Source organism: Tropicibacter sp. Alg240-R139 (assembly GCF_900537075.1).
Lineage (GTDB): Bacteria > Pseudomonadota > Alphaproteobacteria > Rhodobacterales > Rhodobacteraceae > Falsiruegeria.
Genome location: NZ_UNRA01000002.1, coordinates 1,077,550 through 1,095,783, shown reverse-complemented (window position 1 = coordinate 1,095,783; position 18,234 = coordinate 1,077,550). Strand labels below are relative to the sequence as shown.

Genomic DNA, 18,234 nt, shown 5'->3' with positions numbered 1-18,234 from the left:
CGCCTATCCTGCGCGAGCAACTTGTGGTCTGCAACATCGGTATCCCCAGCCAGGAACTGCATGCCATCGACGACCAGCCCAGCAACTTTTACATGCTGGGTACGATGGGGCTTGCCTCGTCGATTGGGCTGGGGCTGGCCTTGGCGCAACCAAAACCGGTGGTGGTGATTGATGGCGACGGCTCGATCCTGACCAACCTCGGGACCTTGCCGACGATCGCCAACAACGTGGCGGACAACTATGTGCTGCTGATCATCGACAACGGGTCCTATGGCTCGACCGGGGATCAACCGACCTATGCGGGGATGAAAACCTCGCTGACGGCGATGGCGCGCGCGGCGGGCTGCGAGAATGTGGTCGAATGCAAGGCCGAAGACACCGGAGCCGCCCTGCAAGCGGCGTTGGACAGCGGCCAGATGACCGTGATCGTCAGCAAATGCGAAAGCGGTAACGCCAAGATGCCCGTCATCACAATGGACCCCGTCGTCATCAGGGACAGGTTCATGAAAGCCGTGCAGGCGTGAATCTAACCGCCGTCGCGCGTGTCGGTGACGATGCGCGTGACGGCAGCCAACAGACCATCAACCAGTCGCGTTTTGGCACAATCGGATCGGGTCAGAATACCTAACTGACGATACAGCCCGTGGCTGTCCAACGGAATCCGTCTAAGCGCAGAGAACGCTGTGTCAGGCACGCAGATATCCGGCACCACAGACACACCCAGATCATGGGACACCATGCTGGCAACGGATTCCAGTGAATCGAGCTCCATCGTCGCCTCGACCGAACAACCAGCTTTCGTAAGCCATTGGTCTGCCAATTGCCCCACTGTCGCCCGCCGACTGTGACGGATAAACGGGCGCGTTTTGAGAAGCTTTTCCGCGTCCGTTTCTGTCACATCCGCCGCAGCGATCAGAACCAAAGGCTCGACTGCAAACGGCCGCCAGTTGAACACCGTATCCGGTGGACCGGAAATGGCCAGGATAGCGGCGTCCAAAGCTCGCCGTTCGACCTGTTCGGTCAAATCTTCGGACAGTCCAGGCACAATCCGGACGTGCAACTGCGGATATGTTTCGACCAGTTCTTTCAACACCCGCGGCACCAGTTCCCGCATGGTGGATTGCACGACCCCCAAAGAGAGTTCCCCATAAAGGCGGGCCTCGCCGATTAAATCGTCAAGCATCTGATCATAGTCCTGCACTATCGCGCGGGCGCGTGGAACAAGTGCCAGACCGACAGCGTTGAGGCGCGGCGAGCGTTCGGATCGATCAAACAGTTCGGTCTGAACCAGATCTTCGAGTTTGCGCATCTGCTGACCAACCGCGGCATGGCTGACGCAGACTTGATCTGCTGCGGCAGCAAAACTGCCCCGGTCAGCCACGGCGATCAAAGTTCTCAGAAGGGTCAGTGACATGCACCTGCATCCCTTGATTGATCGGTGATTGCAAGATGATTAGGTCCCCAGATGTATTAATCCCTGGCCCTTACATCCCAAACAAAACCCCCATGGCCATGCTCCTTTGATGGGGTTCAAGTCTTTCGTTTCAGCTTCAGCAACTCTGGCAGGCATCGAGACTGCGCACATGATCCGTAAAGGCCGGTTCACGCCCGGGCTCTGCCCGTTTCTGCAATTCGCTGAGCAAACAACAAAAGGGCCGGCCATTCGTAGCAAGTCGGTCGATCTTTCAATCTATTTTGCCAAGAGAATGAAAACGCTGGTAGCCAGGAAGATTATTGTTGCCCACCTAAAAACCTGCTCCGGTAAACGGTTCGAAATAAGCAATCCCACGCTCGTTCCCACTATGGTCGGGCCCATTAGTCGAACAGAGACGCCGACCGCTTCTCCCGACAATCCGACTGCCAAAGTTTGCAACACTAGGGCGATCGGATAAGCCATTAAGAAGGTTACCAGCGTCGTCGCTTGAATAGTCGCTTTTTTCGATTTGATTGCCGTGGCGTATGCGGCAATGGGGGGGCCCGGCATGGCCAAAGTAGTGTTCAGAAAGCCGCAAATCGTTCCTGCAAATACCCGCCTGACTTTGCTGTCCTGTTCGACCACCGGGTAGCGGGCGAGAAGGCCCGCTGCGACCAAAGTCATGAACCCGACGACGATGGCTGCAATCAGCTTGAGTGTATCAATAGGCAGCATAACGAAGGCAAGGGCGCCGGGCGGTGTGCCGATGCAAACGCCTAGGAAAAGTGGCTTTAGCAATGGCCATTGAACGCGGGGAATAGTGATCGGCGAAAGCAGGAGCGCAATCAGGAAACTCAGGAGAATTGATACCTGAATAGCCCCGACATTGGCCATTGTGACCAGCAACACCGGTCCGGCAATTACCCCGAATCCAATGCCGGTCGCCGCCTGCAAGACCGACGCCGCGAAAACCGACCCGACGAGAAGCGCAGGAAGGTCAAACGGGTTCAGAAGCTCGATGATAGCAGTCATGGAAAGCCTACCGATGCATCAGGAGAAGACGACCTGAGTATCCGTGTACTCCTCCAGCCCTTCCTGGCCGAATTCGACACCAATGCCTGATTGCTTTACACCGCCGAATGGTGCGTTCGGTTGGATCATACCATGTTTGTTGATCCAGACAGAGCCACATTCCATCTTTGATGCCACGCGTTTGGCCTCGTTAATATCACGGCCCCAGACCGACCCACCCAGCCCGTTGGGATTGTCGTTGGCTTTTTCAATCGCATCCTCGATCTCGCGATAGCGGATGATCGGCAGAGCCGGGCCGAATTGCTCTTCGTCCACCAACCGATCACCATTATCTAGATCGGCGATGATAGTAGGTGGATAAAAATAACCTGACTTGCGGGTACTGTGCCTGGGCACGTCGCCGCCCATCAGAACACGCCCTTTGGGTGCGGCGTCGGCCACCAGAGCGCTGACGATTTCGAATTGCCTGAGGTTCTGCACCGGACCTAGGATTGCATCCTCGTCAGTGCCGTTGCCAACAGGCATCTTGCGGGCGAACTTGACCAGTTCCTCGCAAACATCCTCGTAAACGTCATCATGCACATAGAGCCGCTTCATCGCAGCGCAGGTTTGACCTGTGTTGATGAATGCCCCCCAAAACAGGCCTTCGGCAATTTGTTTTGGATCTACGTCCGGCAACACGATGCCGGCGTCGTTACCACCCAACTCAAGCGTCATGCGCTTCATTGTCTCCGCACCGCAGGCATAGATCTTCTTGCCGGTGGCGCAGGATCCGGTGAACACGATTTTGCCAATGTCCGAGTGGCTTGTCATGATCGGGCCAAGCCCGTCGTCGCCGGTGACGCAGTTGACCACGCCACGCGGTAGAACCTCGTTCATCAACTCGATCAGGCGCAGCGTGGTGAGCGGCGTATAGGGCGAAGGCTTCACTACGACAGTGTTCCCTGACAGAACCGCCGGAATGATATGCCAGATCGCGATCAGCACCGGGAAGTTCCACGGCAAGATGGAGCCCACAACACCAATGGGTTTGCGGTGCAACTCGACCCGGCCCTCATTGTTATCCTGCAAGACCTTCATCGGTAATGACAGCGACGCGGTGTACTGCGTCCACGCCACGGCTCCGCCGATTTCCCAACGCGAGCCAAGTCCGTTCAGTGGCTTGCCCTGTTCTGCCGTGAGAAGCTGTGCGAGTTCCTCGGCATGATCTTCGATCTTCTGCGCGATCTTGCGACAGGCAGTCTGGCGCTTGCGCTCGGTCTCATCCCTCCAGGCTTTGAAAGCCACCTTGGCCGTACGAATGGCATCTTCGAGATGCGAAGCCTCTGCCAGCGGTGCGAGACCAGCCACTTTTTCGGTTGCCGGGTTCAGAACCTCGAAACACTGTTTGGTCGGGACACGCTTCCCGTCGATGATCAAGCGGAACGGTTCCATTTCAATCTCCCTCTGCGCGGGTTTGGGGCATCTCGGTGCCGTACCAGTCGCGGAAATGGTTCTTGTGGATTTCGGAGTAAGCGCCCGGTTTCATGTGCTTGTCATAGAAATCCAGGTCCAAGTGGTGCGCCTGCGCAAACAGGCTAAGCTGGATCGGATCCTGGGTGGCCGGGAACTTGCCGAACGTATCATAGATGTAGGTGCAGATATCCTTGACGCACTGGATGCCCTCTGGGCTAGCCTGCACAGTTGCGGCGTCGAATTCATGGTTGGGTGCGGTATGCGGTTTCAGCATGCCGCGCGCCTCCCATTCTTCCATCTTCATCGTGGCCCCGGCAAGCGCAGCATCGACCGCATCCGACATGGTTTCATAATTGGGCGGGCAGAAAGCTTCGAAAACGCCGTCACGGCCAATTGGAATCGGGAACGGGTCGGTTTTGGACTGGATAAACCGGAATCCCAGACCCCGACAGGTCGGCGTTCCGCCCAATACTACGGTCGAAGAAAATCCGCCATAGACCCAGCCGCCGATGCCGCTGGCCTGCATGGCCAATGCAATCAGTTGAGACATGAAGGCGCCTTCGGCCAGCATCCCATCCGCAAGGATTTTTTCCAACCGAGAGAGCGTCATCACCTTCTTGCGTGACAGGAAACCGCTCTCTACCCACTTCTGGTTCCCGCAAGGGCGCATGCCGTTGCGATCATCGACTATGAAGTACCCGCCGCCTTCGCCAGCATAGCGGCCCGCCTTGCTGTCACAAAGGTTCAGGATCAGTTTGATCATGTCTTTTGTGACGTCGACCACGGGCATGAACATCGTCGTGCCGGGTTTGTTCGTGACCCACTGGTTGTGCGGCCAGACACCGGGTTCCTTGCCGGGCAGATCCATGCGCCCGTCATCAAGTTTCTGAACAAAGTTGTCGTAGAACCCAAGGATCTTCTCGCGGTCGGACTTGTCCTCGTATTCCCGCATCTTGGTCATTTTTGCCTGATCGGCATTGACCACGTAAACTCCATGATCATTGGTAAAAAACAGCCGCGCGCGATGCGACCCCATCGCTGACGGGTAAGGCTTGCCGATGGTTTTGACCATACCACCGGGCAGCGTCGTTTCGGCCAGGATCGGGCCTGTCGTGGCCGTGGCTGCGGCCACCAGCATCGCAGTCTCCAGATCGTTCAGACCGACCGGCTCCTTGTCCGATTTGTACTGGAAAGGACCGGATTCCATCTCCATCCCCAGACCGAACCGCCGCGACCGTCGTCCCATAATCGCATCAAAAAGCGGATAGTCCCAAGCGGCTTCGGCCTGCGGCGGCAGGCCTTCGGGTTTCGACTTGCTCATTGCTTCGCCTCGCCTCGTGCGCCCATGAATTGCTTGAACAAATAGCCCCAGGCGCCGGGGGTCTTCAGAACCATCACGATGATACGGCGCAGATCGGCGCTGGTCATGGTGGTCTCTGCTTCCCAGACACCCATCTTGCCGGTCAGGACGATACCGTCGTCCTGCAATTCCAGCTTCTCCAGGTCGAAGGCGAACTCGCCAGCTGCGGATTCAATCTTCATCCGTTTTCCTCCTCGTGCCCCGTTCAGGGAATCATCTTCCAGTATGCGTCTTTCAGGGTGATCAGGCCGTCCCCGATCTCGTAGAGGTCGAAGCCCTTTGACGGGCGCCATCGACCGTCTGCCCCCAGGTATTCGACCTCGTAACTCTGCAGCACTGTGGTGCCTTCGAACCGCCAGATAGATTTTGAAAACTTGGGGCCATTTGGCATGGCAAAGCGGCGCTCCATTTCCTCCAGAGCTTCTTTTTGGCCATAGACGACATCGCCATTGGGCAGCCGCCACTGAAAGGCCGGGGAAAGGCACTCACCCAGGGCTTTGATGTCCTGCGCCAGAAAAGCCTCTTCGAACTTGGTGAAGAGTTTCTTGTAACCCATCTCGTCATTGACGGGGGCCGTTAGCTTTTTCGGCCGTATCTTTTGAATGCGCTGATAAGCGCGGTTTTGAACAATCTTGAAGCCATTTGCCAGTCGGGGGGTATTGCTATCGAGCGGCTTCGCAGTGATTTCTTCCACGTCCTGCGAGACCGTATTATCGACTACCTTTCCGGACCGGTGAGACTTTGCCGGTTGGACAGGGTCCGCGGTTTGCGAAATCGCTTCTTCAGACTGATCGGATGTGTTCTCCACGACGCTCAAGGTCGTCGCGGTCACCTTTCCCGAACGCGACGGCTCGCTGGCCGACTTCCGCTTTTGTGCCCGTGGGCTCTTGCTTGGCGCTTTCATACACGGTCCGAACTTGCTTGATCCAGTGCGCCAGATGCCGCCTTAAAAGCGGATGGCGCAGGGGATAGCTAGCGATTCCAATGGGTATGTGTCAACAAAAAAGAATATTAATTCACTTATACTGGAAAGCACGACCAGAAATTGACTATATTTTTATGGCGCTACTAGATTATATGAATTTTAATTCTTTTTTGTTGACACTCTAGACAGCGATTTCGTACCAAGGAGGTGACAGTAACTTGAGGTCACATCAGGGAGGATGCCTCTATGAACATCAAACCGATTGCGGTTGCCGCCGCGCTTGCAGTCACCACGTCGTTCAGTGTCGATGCCAAGGAACTCCGCCTGAGCGCCGCGCCGCCTCCGGGCTCGCCCTGGGGAGCAGTGACACAGAAATTCGTGGACAAGGTCGCTGAACTCTCCGGTGGCGAGCTGACCGTCAAGGCGTACATGGGCTCCAAGCTCGGCGGCGAGCAAGACGTTGCTAAGCAGATCGCAAGGGGCCGCATCGACATGGGCGTGATGTCAAACACAGCCGTGTCGCTTCTGGTGCCCGAATTCGGTCTTCTTGCCTCTCCTTACGCGTTCGACAGCGCGGAACAATTCGACTGTGTCGCGGATAACCACCTGCTGAACACATTTGCCGACGAGTTCGAGTCTGCTGGAATCACCACCATCAGCTGGATGGAAGTTGGCTATCAGGTGATCTTTGCAAAGGACGCGGTTCGCACGCCGGGTGATCTGGCCGGGGTCAAGATCCGCACCGCACCCGCCGCGACCGACACGCTATACATTCAGGCCGCTGGCGGAACTGCCGTTCCCCTGGCACCTAAGGATGCCGTACCATCGATGAAGACCGGTCAGGTCACTGCAGCAACGCAGCTGTCCGTGTTTGGAATTGCAACCGGATATGACAAGGTCGGACCAAACATTACCCTGACTCGGCATCAGCACCAAGTAGGTGGCATCATCGTGTCGAACCGGACCTGGAACAAACTGAGCGAACAGGAAAAAGCCTGGCTGAACGAAGCCGCTCCGATCTTCCTGGAATTGCGCGGTATGCTGCGCGGAGCAGAGGGCAAGCTCCTCGGCAAGGCCGAAAGCGAAGGCGCAAACGTCATCAACCTGTCCGACGATGAAATGGCACAATGGAAGGCGCTGGCTCCCGCCGCTCAGGAAGCGATCCTAAACGGGTTGGGTGAAGCAGCGAAGGACAAGTGGGACCAGATCGTCGCGGCCAAAGCGGCCTGTTCGTAAGGCGCATGTGATGCTTGAAGCTGTTCTGAATTGGTTGAAACGATCAGAATCGGTGGTAGCAACGATCGCCTATGCTGTCGTTGCCATCCTTCTGATGGTGGATGTTGTCGGCCGCGAGCTGTTTTCGACATCCTTTTTGGGGATGCAGCAGGTCGCAGTCTACGGAGCCATCGTGGCGGGCTTTCTGGGCCTGACACTGGCAACCTCAGATAATGCGCATTTGCGTCCCGAGTTCCTGGATTTCATCGCCGGACCCTTTGATCGACACGCGGTCCGGCTGGGTGACCTTCTTTCGGCAGCCTTCTTTTTTGCTGCAACCCATGTCGCGGTCACTTTTGTCCAGATCTCCTACGAGGCGGGCGACAAGGCTCCGGTGCTCTACTTTGCGCTGTGGCCGTTGCAACTGGTCATTCCTTACGCCTTCTTCTCGGCAGGCCTCAAGCATCTGATCTTTGCGCTGAAACCTTCTCTAAAGCATTTTACCAGCGAAGCCAGGGGGTAATCATGGCAACTCTTGGGCTTCTCCTTCTGGTGCTGGCGGCTCTGGCATTGCGGCAGAACATCATCGTAATCCTTCTAGGTACCGCAGCGTATGTGCACCTGGTCTGGGGTGACGGGTATCTGGAATACCTGGCCGAAGACATCTGGATCAGCCTCGATAATGCGCTGCTGCTGGCCATCCCGATGTTCCTTCTGGCCGGAAACATCATGACGCGGGGATCCATAGCGCGGCGTCTCATCGACCTTGCGATCAGTGTCACCCGGCCAATCCCCGGTGGCTTGGCAGTTGCCACAATCCTGAGCTGCGCAATCTTCGCCGCGATCTCTGGATCTTCTCCCGTGACCCTGTTGGCGGTGGGCACCATCCTTTATCCGGCGCTGCTGGAACACGGGTACTCCAAGAGGTTTGCCCTGGGTGCGTTGACCTCGGGCGGAACCCTGGGCATCATCATTCCGCCGTCGATTCCGCTGATCCTCTACGGGATCGTTACCGAGAACTCGATTGCCGATCTGTTTCTGGCCGGGATCGTTCCGGGGCTGCTGATCGCCGGTGTCCTGGCCGGGTACTCCTACCTTGTGAATCGCAAGATGCCTGCCCAACCATTCAACATGACGGAATTCCGCACGGCACTGCAAAAGGGGGGCTGGTCTGCCCTTTTGCCTGTCATACTGTTGGGCGGGATCTATTCGGGCTATTTCTCGGCCACCGAAGCTGCCGCCGTCGCACTGAGTTATGCCCTGTTCGTCGAGATCTTTATTCATCGCGAACTGCGTCCGGTGGATTTCTTCCACACTGCTGTTGATACGGCCAAGCTTCTTGGCATGCTGTTTCCCATCGTTGCGGTAGCGCTCAGTATCAAGACCATCCTCACCATCGAAGAAATTCCCGATCAACTCGCCCTGTGGATCACCGACGTCACCTCTAGCAAGATTGCTTTCCTACTCGCCGTCAACGTTCTGCTGCTGATCGTCGGCTGCCTGTTCGATGTGATCTCGGCGATTTTGATCCTTGCACCGCTTCTTCTGATCCCGGCCACGGCCTATGGCATAAACCCGGTGCATTTTGGAGTGATTATGGTGATTAATCTCGAGATCGGCTTTCTGACCCCGCCCCTTGGTCTGAACCTGATCGTGGCGATGACGGCGTTCCGTGAGAACTTCCTGACCATTGCGCGAGCAGTCCTCCCTTTTATTGGGCTGATCCTGGCCGTGCTGATGCTAGTCACGTTCATACCGGAGTTGTCCCTCTACTTCGTGAACTAGCGCGACCGGGCAGCGCCCTTTGACAGTTGGGGCCACGCGCGCTAGTCGAGCTGCAAAGGAGTCTGCGCCAGATGGATCTCAACGAACTGTATCTTGACGAGCACATTCCCGGCGTGCGTCCCGCCCGCCAGGCCCGAAGCGTTCGTCTGCGGGACACCTACGTCAAGGCGGGTTTCGAGTACCTGAACAACAAACGCCTCAGCGATCTGAAGATATCCGACCTGGCAGAGAGCTGCGGCGGCTCTGTGGGCGGTTTCTACACCAGGTTCGAAGACAAGGAGGCTTATTTTCGGGCCTTGCGTGCCGCTGCGATCAGTGCCTGCAACCGCGAAATCTACGCCCGGGTGAGCATGGACGCGCTCTACGAGATGGAGCCGGTGGAGGCTTTGGATACTCTTGTCGACTTGATGGCCGACCTCTTTACAGGTCCGATCCGGGGCGTCTTGCGGGAGTCACTGCTTCGGATTCTGGAACCGGACGATCCGTGGGCGCCAATGCGAGATTCCGCCCGGGAAATCATGCGAAACTACCGCCGCGCCTGCGCCACACAATTTCCTTCCTTTTCACCTGACGAGACTAAGGAACGGCTAAGCTTCTGTTTTCAAATCATAGTAGGAGCTCTGCAAAATGACTTGGTTAACGATTACCATGTGTTTTCGACCAGAGACGAGAGCTTAAGGGCAGGCTTGAAAGAAGCCATCCGAGGCTACATGCGGGCCTAACAGCGATCCAAATCTCGAAAGTCTGTAGGCTTCAGACTCATTGATTTACAGCCAGAACATGACGGTTGCGACGAGTGCGATGGCTGAGTGGAAGACTTTTGAGCATCTATCATACCGTGTGGCGACGCGGCGCCAGTCCTTCAGGCGCCCGAACATGATCCGGCGGAGTTCTTTTTCTGGGATGTGTCAGTGCCGAATGGGTTTCACGTTCTTCCTAACCATTTCCACGAATGTCTTTGCCGCCAAGGAAATAAAGCGCCCTGGTGGGTATATTGCGTAGAATGCCAGATCATTAGGCACGTCATACTCGGACAATACCCGTATGAGATTTCCAGCTTCTAGGTCTTCAAAGACATCCCACAAGGATCGCAGAGCGATTCCCTGACCACTGAGCGCGGCTTGCGTCGCCATATCGGCACTATTGGTTTCCAACCGGCCTGAGACCCTGACCTGAATATCGTCGTTCGCATTTCGCAAACGCCAAGTATCTTCGTCCATGAAAATAATGCATTCATGATCTTCGAGGTCTTTGGGGTGCTTTGGGATTCCGCGATGCTGCACATACGACGGCGCCGCGCACAGGACCCTACGGTTTTCCCCCAGCTTGCTCGCGATTAAGCTGGAATCTGTTAGTTTGCCGATACGAATGGCAACATCGACGCCATCCATTGTGTAGTTCTGCACCTCGTCCGACACCATGAGCTTTATGCGTACGTCGGGATATTCCGACAGGTAGCTCTGTATCGGCCCCGGCAGAAATTTCCGCGCAAACAGAGCGGGAACAGCCACGTGTAAGTATCCCGTCGGTGTGGTGGAATTCTTACCAACGCTGTGCCGGGCAGTTTCATATGCTTCCAACAGCTCTCGCGCATGGCGCAGAAAACGTTCTCCCTCTCCGGTCAGAGATATTGAACGGGTCGTCCGGTTGAAAAGAGTGCACCCCAAATTGGCCTCGAGCCGCTTGAGGCGGTCGCTGGATACCGTCGCCGTCAAACCACACGCGCGCCCACCCGCCGAAACTGATCTGAGTGCGGAAATTCGTTCAAACAGTATCACGTCGTCCATTTTCATTATCCGATTAATACGGAGTATGAATGAAGATTTAAAGCCATTATCCGAATATATCTTGGTTGCTATATCCAGCAACGCAAGAGAACAGATCGCCCATTCCCTTCTGTTCGACCCACACGTCACGTGCAGAATGCGTTCCGGGTGGAGGATGTACTACACAAACGGAGAAGACTAAGATGCGGAAACTAATCTCAAATATCGCTCTCGTTGCGGGGTTGTCACTGGCCCCGCTTTCAGTGGCCTTGGCGGCTGATCCGATCAGCGTCGACGTCTTTAAAGGCGAAGTTGCCACGGTGAATTCGTACATCTTTTCAAACGGTGAATCCCTGGTAGTGATGGATGTGCAGCGCGCAACGAGCGAGGCCAAAAAGCTGGCCGAAGTCATTAAAGCGAAGGACTTGCCGCTGACGCATATTCTGGTCAGCCACGGACATCCCGATCACTATATCGGCATGGACTGGCTGTTGAAGGAATTCCCGGATGCCAAGGTCGTTGTCGGCAGCAAAGGGATCAAGAAGGATATCATTGGGTTTTCGACATATATGGAAAGCATCGGTTGGCTGGACCAAGAGCCGACGTTGAAACCAAAATCTGAGACGAACCCTGAAGGCTTTGACTACGAGGCGAATGTCCATGTGCTGGACGGAGATAAACTGGAGCTTGAGGGCGGAGGAACGCTGACGTTACAAGTTCATTCCGAGCCGACTGAATCAGAGAACCTTACGACGATTTACGTCGAGGACATCAATGGCCTATTCACGGCGGACTTCGGATATAACAAAGTTCACCTTTGGATGGGCGCTGGCGTAACGGACGCTCATATCGACAACTGGCGTGCTCAGCTGGTCGAATTTCAGGATGAATACGAGGACGAAAGCCCGACGGTTTATCCTGGGCACGGCGACCCAACCGATATGGCGCTTTTCGCGGAGCTGATCCAGTACATCGATGACTTCAAAAGGGTCACCGCCAATGCAACTTCACGGGAAGAGGCAATGGCAGAGATGGAGAAACTCTACCCCGAATATGGCGAGGCGGGCTTCCTGCTGAAAAACAGCGTGGATTTTCACGTAGCAGAGTAACACGCGAAAGCGGGTGGCATCACCGCCCGCTCATCCAACTTTGTTGTGTCGAGACCTCATTCACGAGCGCCTCAAGCGGCAAAGGAAATCCATCATCTTCCCCGCTTGGATCCCTCGCGCCGCCGTGCCTGCATCAACCATGTCCGCAGCCAGATGCAGGTTTCCGAACGTCGTATTTGTCGCGGACATGATCAAGCTGACACATCAGCACGGTCGATATGGCTATCGTCGGATTGCCTCGCTGCAGCGGGACGCAGGCTGGCCCCCTCTCGGCGGCATGCTGTGCATGCGCCTGACGGGCAATGGGTGAACGACAAGCGCGTCGCACGTCTATGGCGCCGAGAGGGCTGAAAGTTCCAATGATCGAGGTCAGTGGGCGACGGCAGGGCGTTCAGGGCATTGAACATACTGGATGAAAACAGCCGGGACTGCCTTGCGATCGGCCAAAGCGGCCTTGAGCAGCATTGAAACGATCCGAAGGATCAAACGCGGCCACATCCATAATAAACAGCCGGGTGTTCACGGCGAGATCGCATTCACGCAAAAATTGTTCGAAATAGCCGCGAAAAAGAGCAGCCATTGCGCCTCATGTTGGCCAACAATAGCCTATGCAACAGTCCCGCCTGTAGAATACAGATGTTAGATTTTTACGCCCGATCCGCCGACTTATTCGACCGGGCGCAAAAATTTTATGCAGCCTTGGCATCTTCCATGACGGTGACTGCCATCCCTGTCAGCATCGGCATGTAATAGCTGCGGTGGATTTTATTGACGTCAGGGGTCAGCGCGCCACGCATGCCCAACCACATCATCATCTCAACGGATTCCGCGCCGCCGCGCTCCATCCAAATGTCGTGTGGAATGTCGATAAGAGCTTCTGGATCATCCTCGATCTTGTCCAGGAACTCCTCATCCCAACCCTCATTCGTGTGACCGAAGCGTGTACCATTAAGCTGATGCGAAAGACCCCCGGTGCCAACCACAGCAACACGCGCATCTTCGGGATAGGATTCTACCGCTTTGCGAAGCGCATGGCCCAGTTTCCAGATACGGTTGGGTGTCGGCAGCGGATGCTGCAACACATTGATGTGCAGCGGCACGGTTTTGACGGTCCATTCAGGATCATGATCAAAGAGCAGCGGCAGTGGCACCAGCAGACCGTGATCCATCACCATTTCCTGGCAGACGGTCAGGTCGAACTCGCTGTCCATGATCAGCGAGTTGGCCAGATGCCAGGAGAAGTCAGCGTCGCCCTTTACGGGTGGAAGATCCCGGACGCCCCAGCCCTCGTCCCCAATCGGGTATTCATCCGCCGCACCCATCGCAAATGTCGGGCACTTGTCATAGAAGAAGTCGGTGCCGTGATCATTATAGATAACGATCGCATGCGTGACGCCCTTTTCCTTTAGAAAAGCCTTTGCCGGCTTGTAACCTTCCCAGCACGGTTGCCATTCGGGGGATTGATCGTTTTGGTCGTACGCATTCCCGATCGACGGGATATGCGACGAACCAATACCTGCAACTATTTTTCCCATGTTCGTATCCTTTGTGGTCTGACTTTGCTCAGGTGTTCTGTTTCAGCGGAACGTTCCGCGTTTTCATGAACTCCTCGACGGATTCACCACGTTGCTGAGCCCCCATAGAAGCAAGCCCCTCACCCGTGACACCACCAAGTTTGATCAGCATGTAGATGCTGCCACCGCCTTCCTCGATCAGCGCCTTCACGTCCTTCTCGACGATCTTCTGCTTTTCCCAATCCGAAAGCTTGTAGTTGTTCATGTAGGTTTCTGGATCCGCTTCGAACGCAGCACGGTTTTCGGCCAAGCGAAGCGAATAGGCGAATTTGTTCAGCTGGAGACCTTTTGCTGACCTTTGTCCGGTGAACACCGTGGTGCCCGGAATGTGGTCAGAATGTCCGGTTTCTTTGCTCATGTTCTCTGCTCCTTTCACAGCGAGATTTTGGACGGGTTCGTCGCCCGGTCCGGTTTGAAGAAACCGGGCGATTGGTTTGCAGCCACCACAGTTCTGGCAGTCTTGCCTGCCACTGCAGTCGCTGTTCTGGCTCACAGTTCCGGCCAGTATGCAAAGGGCAGCCCCGTGTGCTGTTTGGCATAAGAGGTCTGCGCGATTTCGTCGGTCACCAGGTATTCCAGCTCTGCCTGTTGCATTCGGCGTTCAAAGGAATTGGAACCGGGGAAGACGTGGTATTTGGCGGTGTTCGCCCACGAGAAACGCTGGGTCTGTACATTCCGCTCCACCGCCAGCCTGGAATACTGGTCAAGGATGGACGAGTCGTTCCTGGTGTAGTGCTGGATCAGACCGGCCGAGAGCACGCTGACATCGGCAAAGGCCGAGTTCAGCCCCTTGGCGCCGGTCGGCGGCACGATGTGGGCCGCGTCACCGGCCAAAAACAAACGACCGTATCGCTGTTCTTCGCAAAAGAAACTGCGCAACGGTGCCAGATCCTTCTGGAAAATCTCGCCCCGGGTAAGGCTCCACCCTTCGGTCCCCATGCGGGTATCCAACTCGTCCCAGATGCGATCGTCCGACCATTCGTCCAGATTCTCGTCATTGGAAACCTGAAGATACATGCGCTGGACCTCTGGGGTCCGCATGCTCAACAATGCAAAACCTCGGTCGTGGTAGGTGAAAAATGCGACAGGCTTGGATTGCGGAGCCTTAACCATGATGCCCAGCCACCCCAGCGGGTAACTGTTTTCGTGCATCTTAATCCCGCCGGCCGGGAGCGATTTACGCGACGCGCCGTGATAGCCATCGGCCCCGACCACGAAATCGGCGGTCATGGTTTTTTCAACGCCACCCTCTTCATAGGTGATCGTTACCTCTTCTCCGAGGTGGTCGGACACCCCGGTTACAGGGGTCTCGTAAAGAACGTTGTGACCCGCGTTGCTCAGTGCACCAAGGAGGTCTTTGGTCACTTCGGACTGACCATAAACGGTGACACCCACACCAATGAGTTTTTCGAAGTCGATGAAATGGTGGGAATTGTTGATGCCGACTTCGACCCCACGCTGATACATGCATTCTTTTTGAAGCCGGTCACCGATGCCTGCGTGGATCATTAGATCGACGGCGTTCTTCTCCATGACGCCGGCGCGGATGCGACCCTCGACATAGGCTTGACTTCGGTTTTCGAACACGATGCTCTCGATTCCGCGCTGGCGGAGGATCCAAGCCAGAAGAGATCCAGAGGGTCCGGCTCCGATAATGGCGACGGGGACATGCATTGGTTGGCTCCTTATTACATTTATGTCCGTGGTCCGCAGATCGGCAGCACTGGCCGGGCGGCTAATTGTTCGGGCAGCTGAAGAGAGAACGGCAGAAGCAGTGCGCCAGGGGCACAGTGATGTGCCAGCGTGCTGCCGGTGTTGGCGTCACCCTGCCGGGTGCGATCTCCTCCCAATGCCTTTTGGTGAGATCAAGATACTGGCTGCAATCCATTAGAGCTATTCATGCAAAATGATAAATAGTATCGAAAATTATTATTCCGCTTCATCACCGAGCACACTTACCACCCTCACCGACAAGGGTTTTGGCCAGGCCCCAAGGGGAACGTCAGGGCGGGTTCACTAACCTGACAGAACAACCCTCTTTCAACGACTGGGCACCCAGGTGATGAACAATCTGGTCAAACCGCATTTTCAGCTCGTGCGTGACCACCCACGCTTTGATTTGTTTCTCTAGGAGGGCACGGAATTCGGCATCCTGCGAGGTGGCGTGAACCTCTTGTATGTCGGTGGGTTCGGACGTCAGATACCCATTCAGCTGCGTGCGCAGATGACCGGGCATGTTCAGGAATTCCACTATGATCTCAGACGTTCCCGCCTTTTTAATCTCCGCGAACAACTGGTCGTGCAGCAGCGGGCCGACAAAAACATAGGTCGCAATACCCGCCTCGTTCAGGCGGTGCAATGTATCCAGACGCGCCCTTGCCAACGGTGCCTTCGCCAACAAATCGGCCCATAAAGCTGGCAAAACAATAGGTACAGGCAAACTGGCACCCGGTATAAGGGTTGATCACAAAATCCGCGCCCGGAACTTTGGTTGGGGTCACGATGCTTTTGGCTTCGACCTCAGAGATTTCTTGGCGCCATGTTTCATAGCGTCCGAAATGGACACGCCCCGCACAGGGCGGGGCGCTGAAGGGTTCAGAACTTGCCCGAGTTGTTCCATTGTTCCGGGGGCAGGATTTTCTCCAAAACGTCCCAGTGCTCGACCAGTTTCCCGTCTTTCAGACGAAAGATGTCGAAAGCAGCATAGTGACCGTCGCCACGCTGAAGATGACCGTAAGCAACGACAAAATTGCCCTGCCCAATGAGTTTGTGAAGCTTATGGTACTGTGCCGCGCCATAGGTGGCCTGCAGCCGTTGAACATGTTCATACAACCCTTCGATGCCATCCTTTGCGAGCGCCGCGTGCTGATCGTATTGCTCGGTCGATATGTAATCCGTGATCTTTTCGAACCTGCCATTCAGAAGAATATCTTCGTAAAACCGTCCGACGATGTCCTTGTTGTCTTCGGTCCGGTCCAGGTCTTCGACCTTAACGGGGCCGTCCACCATGGTTCGTCCGGCTGGGTTCTTGCCCTCAAATTGTGTGATCACGTCCCAGTGCTCGATCATCCGGTCATCTTCGTCCGTGTCGAACAAATCAGCTGTGACCCATTCCACTTCGCCGTTGTTGAGACGTTGGTGAACGTGCAGAAAAACATGCGACCCATCTTCGATTGCTCGGATGACACGGATATCGCGAACTGGGTTTCTTTCCAGAAACGGCTCAAAGAACGACAGGAAACCGTCTTTCCCATTGCCCACTCCGGTCGAGTGCTGCGTGTAGCGGGCGCCAGTGTACCTATCCAATGCATCACGCAGGTTGCCGTCCCGGATTCCGTCCAGATACAGGCCTTTCGCATTTGCGATCTTTTTACTGTCAGTCATAATTCTTCTCTCAACATTAAATGGCGGGCATCGGGTTATAGAAAGGTTTGGCTAACTCACTGACCGTCATCGTCAGGGTCGCCAGATCCTTGGACACGTCGATACTGTGTAAGTTAACGAAATCCGGCAGTTCCACAATTGCACCAACATTTGCGGCGTGATTGGCGAACATGCCCGCGTCAGACGCCATCGTGGGAATTTCTGCGTTCTTTGTCAGCTCGGTATCCTGAAAGGTATTGGCCACGGTGAAACTGGTTTCAGCGCCCGACATTTCGGCCCAAAGCAAAAAATTGTCGAAGCGACAATCGTTCTGAGCATCGCTCTTTCTCCTGGTATGATACAGATTCAGCGCCAGTACAGACGCATTGGATTATCAACCAACAACGCCCGCTGCTTTTCCTGCGTTGTAGCGATTTTTGGGATGACATCGACCAGATGCCCGTCGTCGGGCATGTGAGATTTCATGTTCGGATGTGGCCAATCTGTTCCCCAAAGAACCCGGTCGGGGAAGCGGTCCACAAGTTCCCGCGCATAGGGCACAACATCGTCATACGCCGGACCGTCAACTGTCAGCCGCTCCGGGCAGCTGACCTTGGTCCAAAAGTTGTCATTCTCTGAAAGCAGGCGAATGAAATTCTGAAAATCCGGGTGGTCTACCCCTTTGGTCACATCGGGACGGCCCATGTGATCCACGACGACGGTCGTCGGCAGACTGGTCAGAAACGGAGTCAGTTCTTTCAGATCAGGGGCTTCAAAATAGACGACGATATGCCAACCCAGAGCAGCAATCCGCTCGGCGATACCCTGAAACACGGACTTTGGTGTGCTATCGACCAGACGTTTGACAAAATTGAACCGGACGCCCCGCACCCCGGCTGCATCAAGCGCAGATAGTTCGGCGTCTGTTATGTCCGGGTTCACAACCGCGACGCCACGCGCCAGGCTTCCGGCGGCTTTCAAGGCATCTACAAGGGCATCGTTGTTTCGACCATGGCACGAGGCCTGGACGATGACATTACGTGTAAATCCAAGTTGGTCACGCAACGCAAAGAGTTGTTTCTTACCCGCATCGCAAGGTGTGTATTTGCGTTCTGGCGCGTATGGAAACTCCGCTGCCGGGCCAAAAACATGGCAATGAGCGTCGACTGAACCCGGTGGCACATTAAAGGTCGGTTTGGACGGATTTGGGTGAAAGGCAAGATAACTCGAATCCAT

General features: G+C 55.5%; 22 protein-coding genes and 3 pseudogenes. 9 read left to right on the top strand and 16 right to left on the bottom strand.

Features of this window, described 5'->3' with window-relative positions; all coding sequences use genetic code 11:
• Positions 1-524 (top strand): sulfopyruvate decarboxylase subunit beta (gene comE, locus G6R15_RS12955; RefSeq protein ID WP_240336751.1); only part of this gene is annotated, 524 nt, incomplete at its 5' end.
• 2 nt (positions 525-526) lie between these two features.
• Here comE and G6R15_RS12950 read toward each other — a convergent pair.
• Positions 527-1,414 carry a LysR substrate-binding domain-containing protein gene (locus tag G6R15_RS12950; protein ID WP_164660236.1) on the bottom strand — a complete coding sequence of 296 codons (888 nt, stop codon included), beginning with the start codon at positions 1,412-1,414 and terminating at the stop codon, positions 527-529.
• Positions 1,415-1,517: 103 nt separating this feature from the next.
• Here G6R15_RS12950 and G6R15_RS12945 point away from each other — a divergent pair.
• A pseudogene (locus tag G6R15_RS12945) lies at positions 1,518-1,637 on the top strand (IS6 family transposase); the annotation flags it as partial.
• Positions 1,638-1,690: 53 nt separating this feature from the next.
• On the opposite strand, the gene G6R15_RS12940 reads toward G6R15_RS12945, so the two are convergent.
• From G6R15_RS12940 to G6R15_RS12920, 5 genes are read right to left on the bottom strand one after another with little or no spacing between them, the layout of a single operon-like run.
• The gene (locus G6R15_RS12940; protein ID WP_164660235.1) at positions 1,691-2,446 is read right to left on the bottom strand and encodes a sulfite exporter TauE/SafE family protein; all 756 of its coding nucleotides are present in this window, start codon (positions 2,444-2,446) and stop codon (positions 1,691-1,693) included.
• An 18-nt stretch (positions 2,447-2,464) separates the two neighbouring features.
• Positions 2,465-3,880 carry an aldehyde dehydrogenase family protein gene (locus G6R15_RS12935; protein WP_164660234.1) on the bottom strand — a complete coding sequence of 472 codons (1,416 nt, stop codon included), beginning with the start codon at positions 3,878-3,880 and terminating at the stop codon, positions 2,465-2,467.
• Position 3,881: 1 nt separating this feature from the next.
• Positions 3,882-5,222 (bottom strand): hypothetical protein, encoded by a 1,341-nt coding sequence (locus G6R15_RS12930; protein WP_164660233.1) that lies wholly within the window; start codon positions 5,220-5,222, stop codon positions 3,882-3,884.
• Positions 5,219-5,443, bottom strand: coding sequence for a hypothetical protein (locus G6R15_RS12925; protein ID WP_164660232.1), 225 nt, complete (start codon positions 5,441-5,443; stop codon positions 5,219-5,221). Before G6R15_RS12925 ends, G6R15_RS12930 begins: the two co-directional genes overlap by 4 nt.
• 23 nt (positions 5,444-5,466) lie before the next feature.
• Entirely contained in the window at positions 5,467-5,955 is a 489-nt protein-coding gene (locus G6R15_RS12920) for a nuclear transport factor 2 family protein (protein WP_164660231.1), read from the bottom strand.
• A 103-nt stretch (positions 5,956-6,058) separates the two neighbouring features.
• Here G6R15_RS12920 and G6R15_RS12915 point away from each other — a divergent pair, with 103 nt between their 5' ends.
• The 5 genes from G6R15_RS12915 (at position 6,059) to G6R15_RS12895 (ending at position 9,908) form a co-directional block, all read left to right on the top strand.
• On the top strand, positions 6,059-6,211 hold the full coding sequence (locus G6R15_RS12915; protein WP_164660230.1) for a hypothetical protein: 153 nt from the start codon (positions 6,059-6,061) through the stop codon (positions 6,209-6,211).
• Between the two features lie 221 nt (positions 6,212-6,432).
• Positions 6,433-7,422, top strand: a complete 990-nt coding sequence (dctP, locus tag G6R15_RS12910; protein WP_164660229.1) for a TRAP transporter substrate-binding protein DctP — start codon at positions 6,433-6,435, stop codon at positions 7,420-7,422.
• 10 nt (positions 7,423-7,432) lie between these two features.
• Positions 7,433-7,924: a TRAP transporter small permease gene (locus G6R15_RS12905; protein ID WP_164660228.1), complete on the top strand. Its 492-nt coding sequence runs from the start codon at positions 7,433-7,435 to the stop codon at positions 7,922-7,924.
• A 2-nt stretch (positions 7,925-7,926) separates the two neighbouring features.
• The gene (locus G6R15_RS12900; RefSeq protein WP_164660227.1) at positions 7,927-9,186 is read left to right on the top strand and encodes a TRAP transporter large permease; all 1,260 of its coding nucleotides are present in this window, start codon (positions 7,927-7,929) and stop codon (positions 9,184-9,186) included.
• Between the two features lie 71 nt (positions 9,187-9,257).
• On the top strand, positions 9,258-9,908 hold the full coding sequence (locus tag G6R15_RS12895) for a TetR/AcrR family transcriptional regulator (RefSeq protein WP_164660226.1): 651 nt from the start codon (positions 9,258-9,260) through the stop codon (positions 9,906-9,908).
• 45 nt (positions 9,909-9,953) lie between these two features.
• Here G6R15_RS12895 and G6R15_RS12890 read toward each other — a convergent pair.
• Both G6R15_RS12890 and G6R15_RS12885 read right to left on the bottom strand, forming a co-directional pair.
• A pseudogene (locus tag G6R15_RS12890) lies at positions 9,954-10,067 on the bottom strand (IS5/IS1182 family transposase); the annotation flags it as partial.
• A 27-nt stretch (positions 10,068-10,094) separates the two neighbouring features.
• Positions 10,095-10,979: a LysR substrate-binding domain-containing protein gene (locus G6R15_RS12885; RefSeq protein WP_164660225.1), complete on the bottom strand. Its 885-nt coding sequence runs from the start codon at positions 10,977-10,979 to the stop codon at positions 10,095-10,097.
• 176 nt (positions 10,980-11,155) lie between these two features.
• Between G6R15_RS12885 and G6R15_RS12880 the strand changes: the two genes are divergently transcribed.
• Both G6R15_RS12880 and G6R15_RS22920 read left to right on the top strand, forming a co-directional pair.
• The gene (locus G6R15_RS12880) at positions 11,156-12,061 is read left to right on the top strand and encodes an MBL fold metallo-hydrolase (RefSeq protein ID WP_164660224.1); all 906 of its coding nucleotides are present in this window, start codon (positions 11,156-11,158) and stop codon (positions 12,059-12,061) included.
• A 105-nt stretch (positions 12,062-12,166) separates the two neighbouring features.
• Positions 12,167-12,502: pseudogene (locus G6R15_RS22920) on the top strand (hypothetical protein); the annotation flags it as partial.
• On the opposite strand, the gene G6R15_RS12875 reads toward G6R15_RS22920, so the two are convergent.
• The 8 genes from G6R15_RS12875 to G6R15_RS12840 form a co-directional block, all read right to left on the bottom strand.
• On the bottom strand, positions 12,453-12,641 hold the full coding sequence (locus G6R15_RS12875; protein ID WP_164660223.1) for a hypothetical protein: 189 nt from the start codon (positions 12,639-12,641) through the stop codon (positions 12,453-12,455). The pseudogene G6R15_RS22920 and the gene G6R15_RS12875 sit on opposite strands and share 50 nt — an antisense overlap.
• Before the next feature lie 109 nt (positions 12,642-12,750).
• Positions 12,751-13,596 carry a class III extradiol dioxygenase family protein gene (locus G6R15_RS12870; RefSeq protein WP_164660222.1) on the bottom strand — a complete coding sequence of 282 codons (846 nt, stop codon included), beginning with the start codon at positions 13,594-13,596 and terminating at the stop codon, positions 12,751-12,753.
• A gap of 28 nt (positions 13,597-13,624) precedes the next feature.
• A complete protein-coding gene (locus G6R15_RS12865; RefSeq protein ID WP_164660221.1) occupies positions 13,625-13,993 on the bottom strand; it encodes a protocatechuate 3,4-dioxygenase in 369 nt (122 codons plus the stop codon).
• A gap of 131 nt (positions 13,994-14,124) precedes the next feature.
• Complete coding sequence (locus tag G6R15_RS12860) at positions 14,125-15,309, bottom strand: 4-hydroxybenzoate 3-monooxygenase (RefSeq protein WP_164660220.1); 1,185 nt, start codon at positions 15,307-15,309, stop codon at positions 14,125-14,127.
• Positions 15,310-15,637: 328 nt separating this feature from the next.
• On the bottom strand, positions 15,638-16,033 hold the full coding sequence (locus tag G6R15_RS12855; protein WP_164660219.1) for a hypothetical protein: 396 nt from the start codon (positions 16,031-16,033) through the stop codon (positions 15,638-15,640).
• A 197-nt stretch (positions 16,034-16,230) separates the two neighbouring features.
• Entirely contained in the window at positions 16,231-17,019 is a 789-nt protein-coding gene (locus G6R15_RS12850; protein WP_164660218.1) for a nuclear transport factor 2 family protein, read from the bottom strand.
• 16 nt (positions 17,020-17,035) lie between these two features.
• Complete coding sequence (locus G6R15_RS12845) at positions 17,036-17,290, bottom strand: hypothetical protein (protein WP_164660217.1); 255 nt, start codon at positions 17,288-17,290, stop codon at positions 17,036-17,038.
• Between the two features lie 74 nt (positions 17,291-17,364).
• Positions 17,365-18,234 carry an amidohydrolase family protein gene (locus G6R15_RS12840; RefSeq protein ID WP_164660216.1) on the bottom strand — a complete coding sequence of 290 codons (870 nt, stop codon included), beginning with the start codon at positions 18,232-18,234 and terminating at the stop codon, positions 17,365-17,367.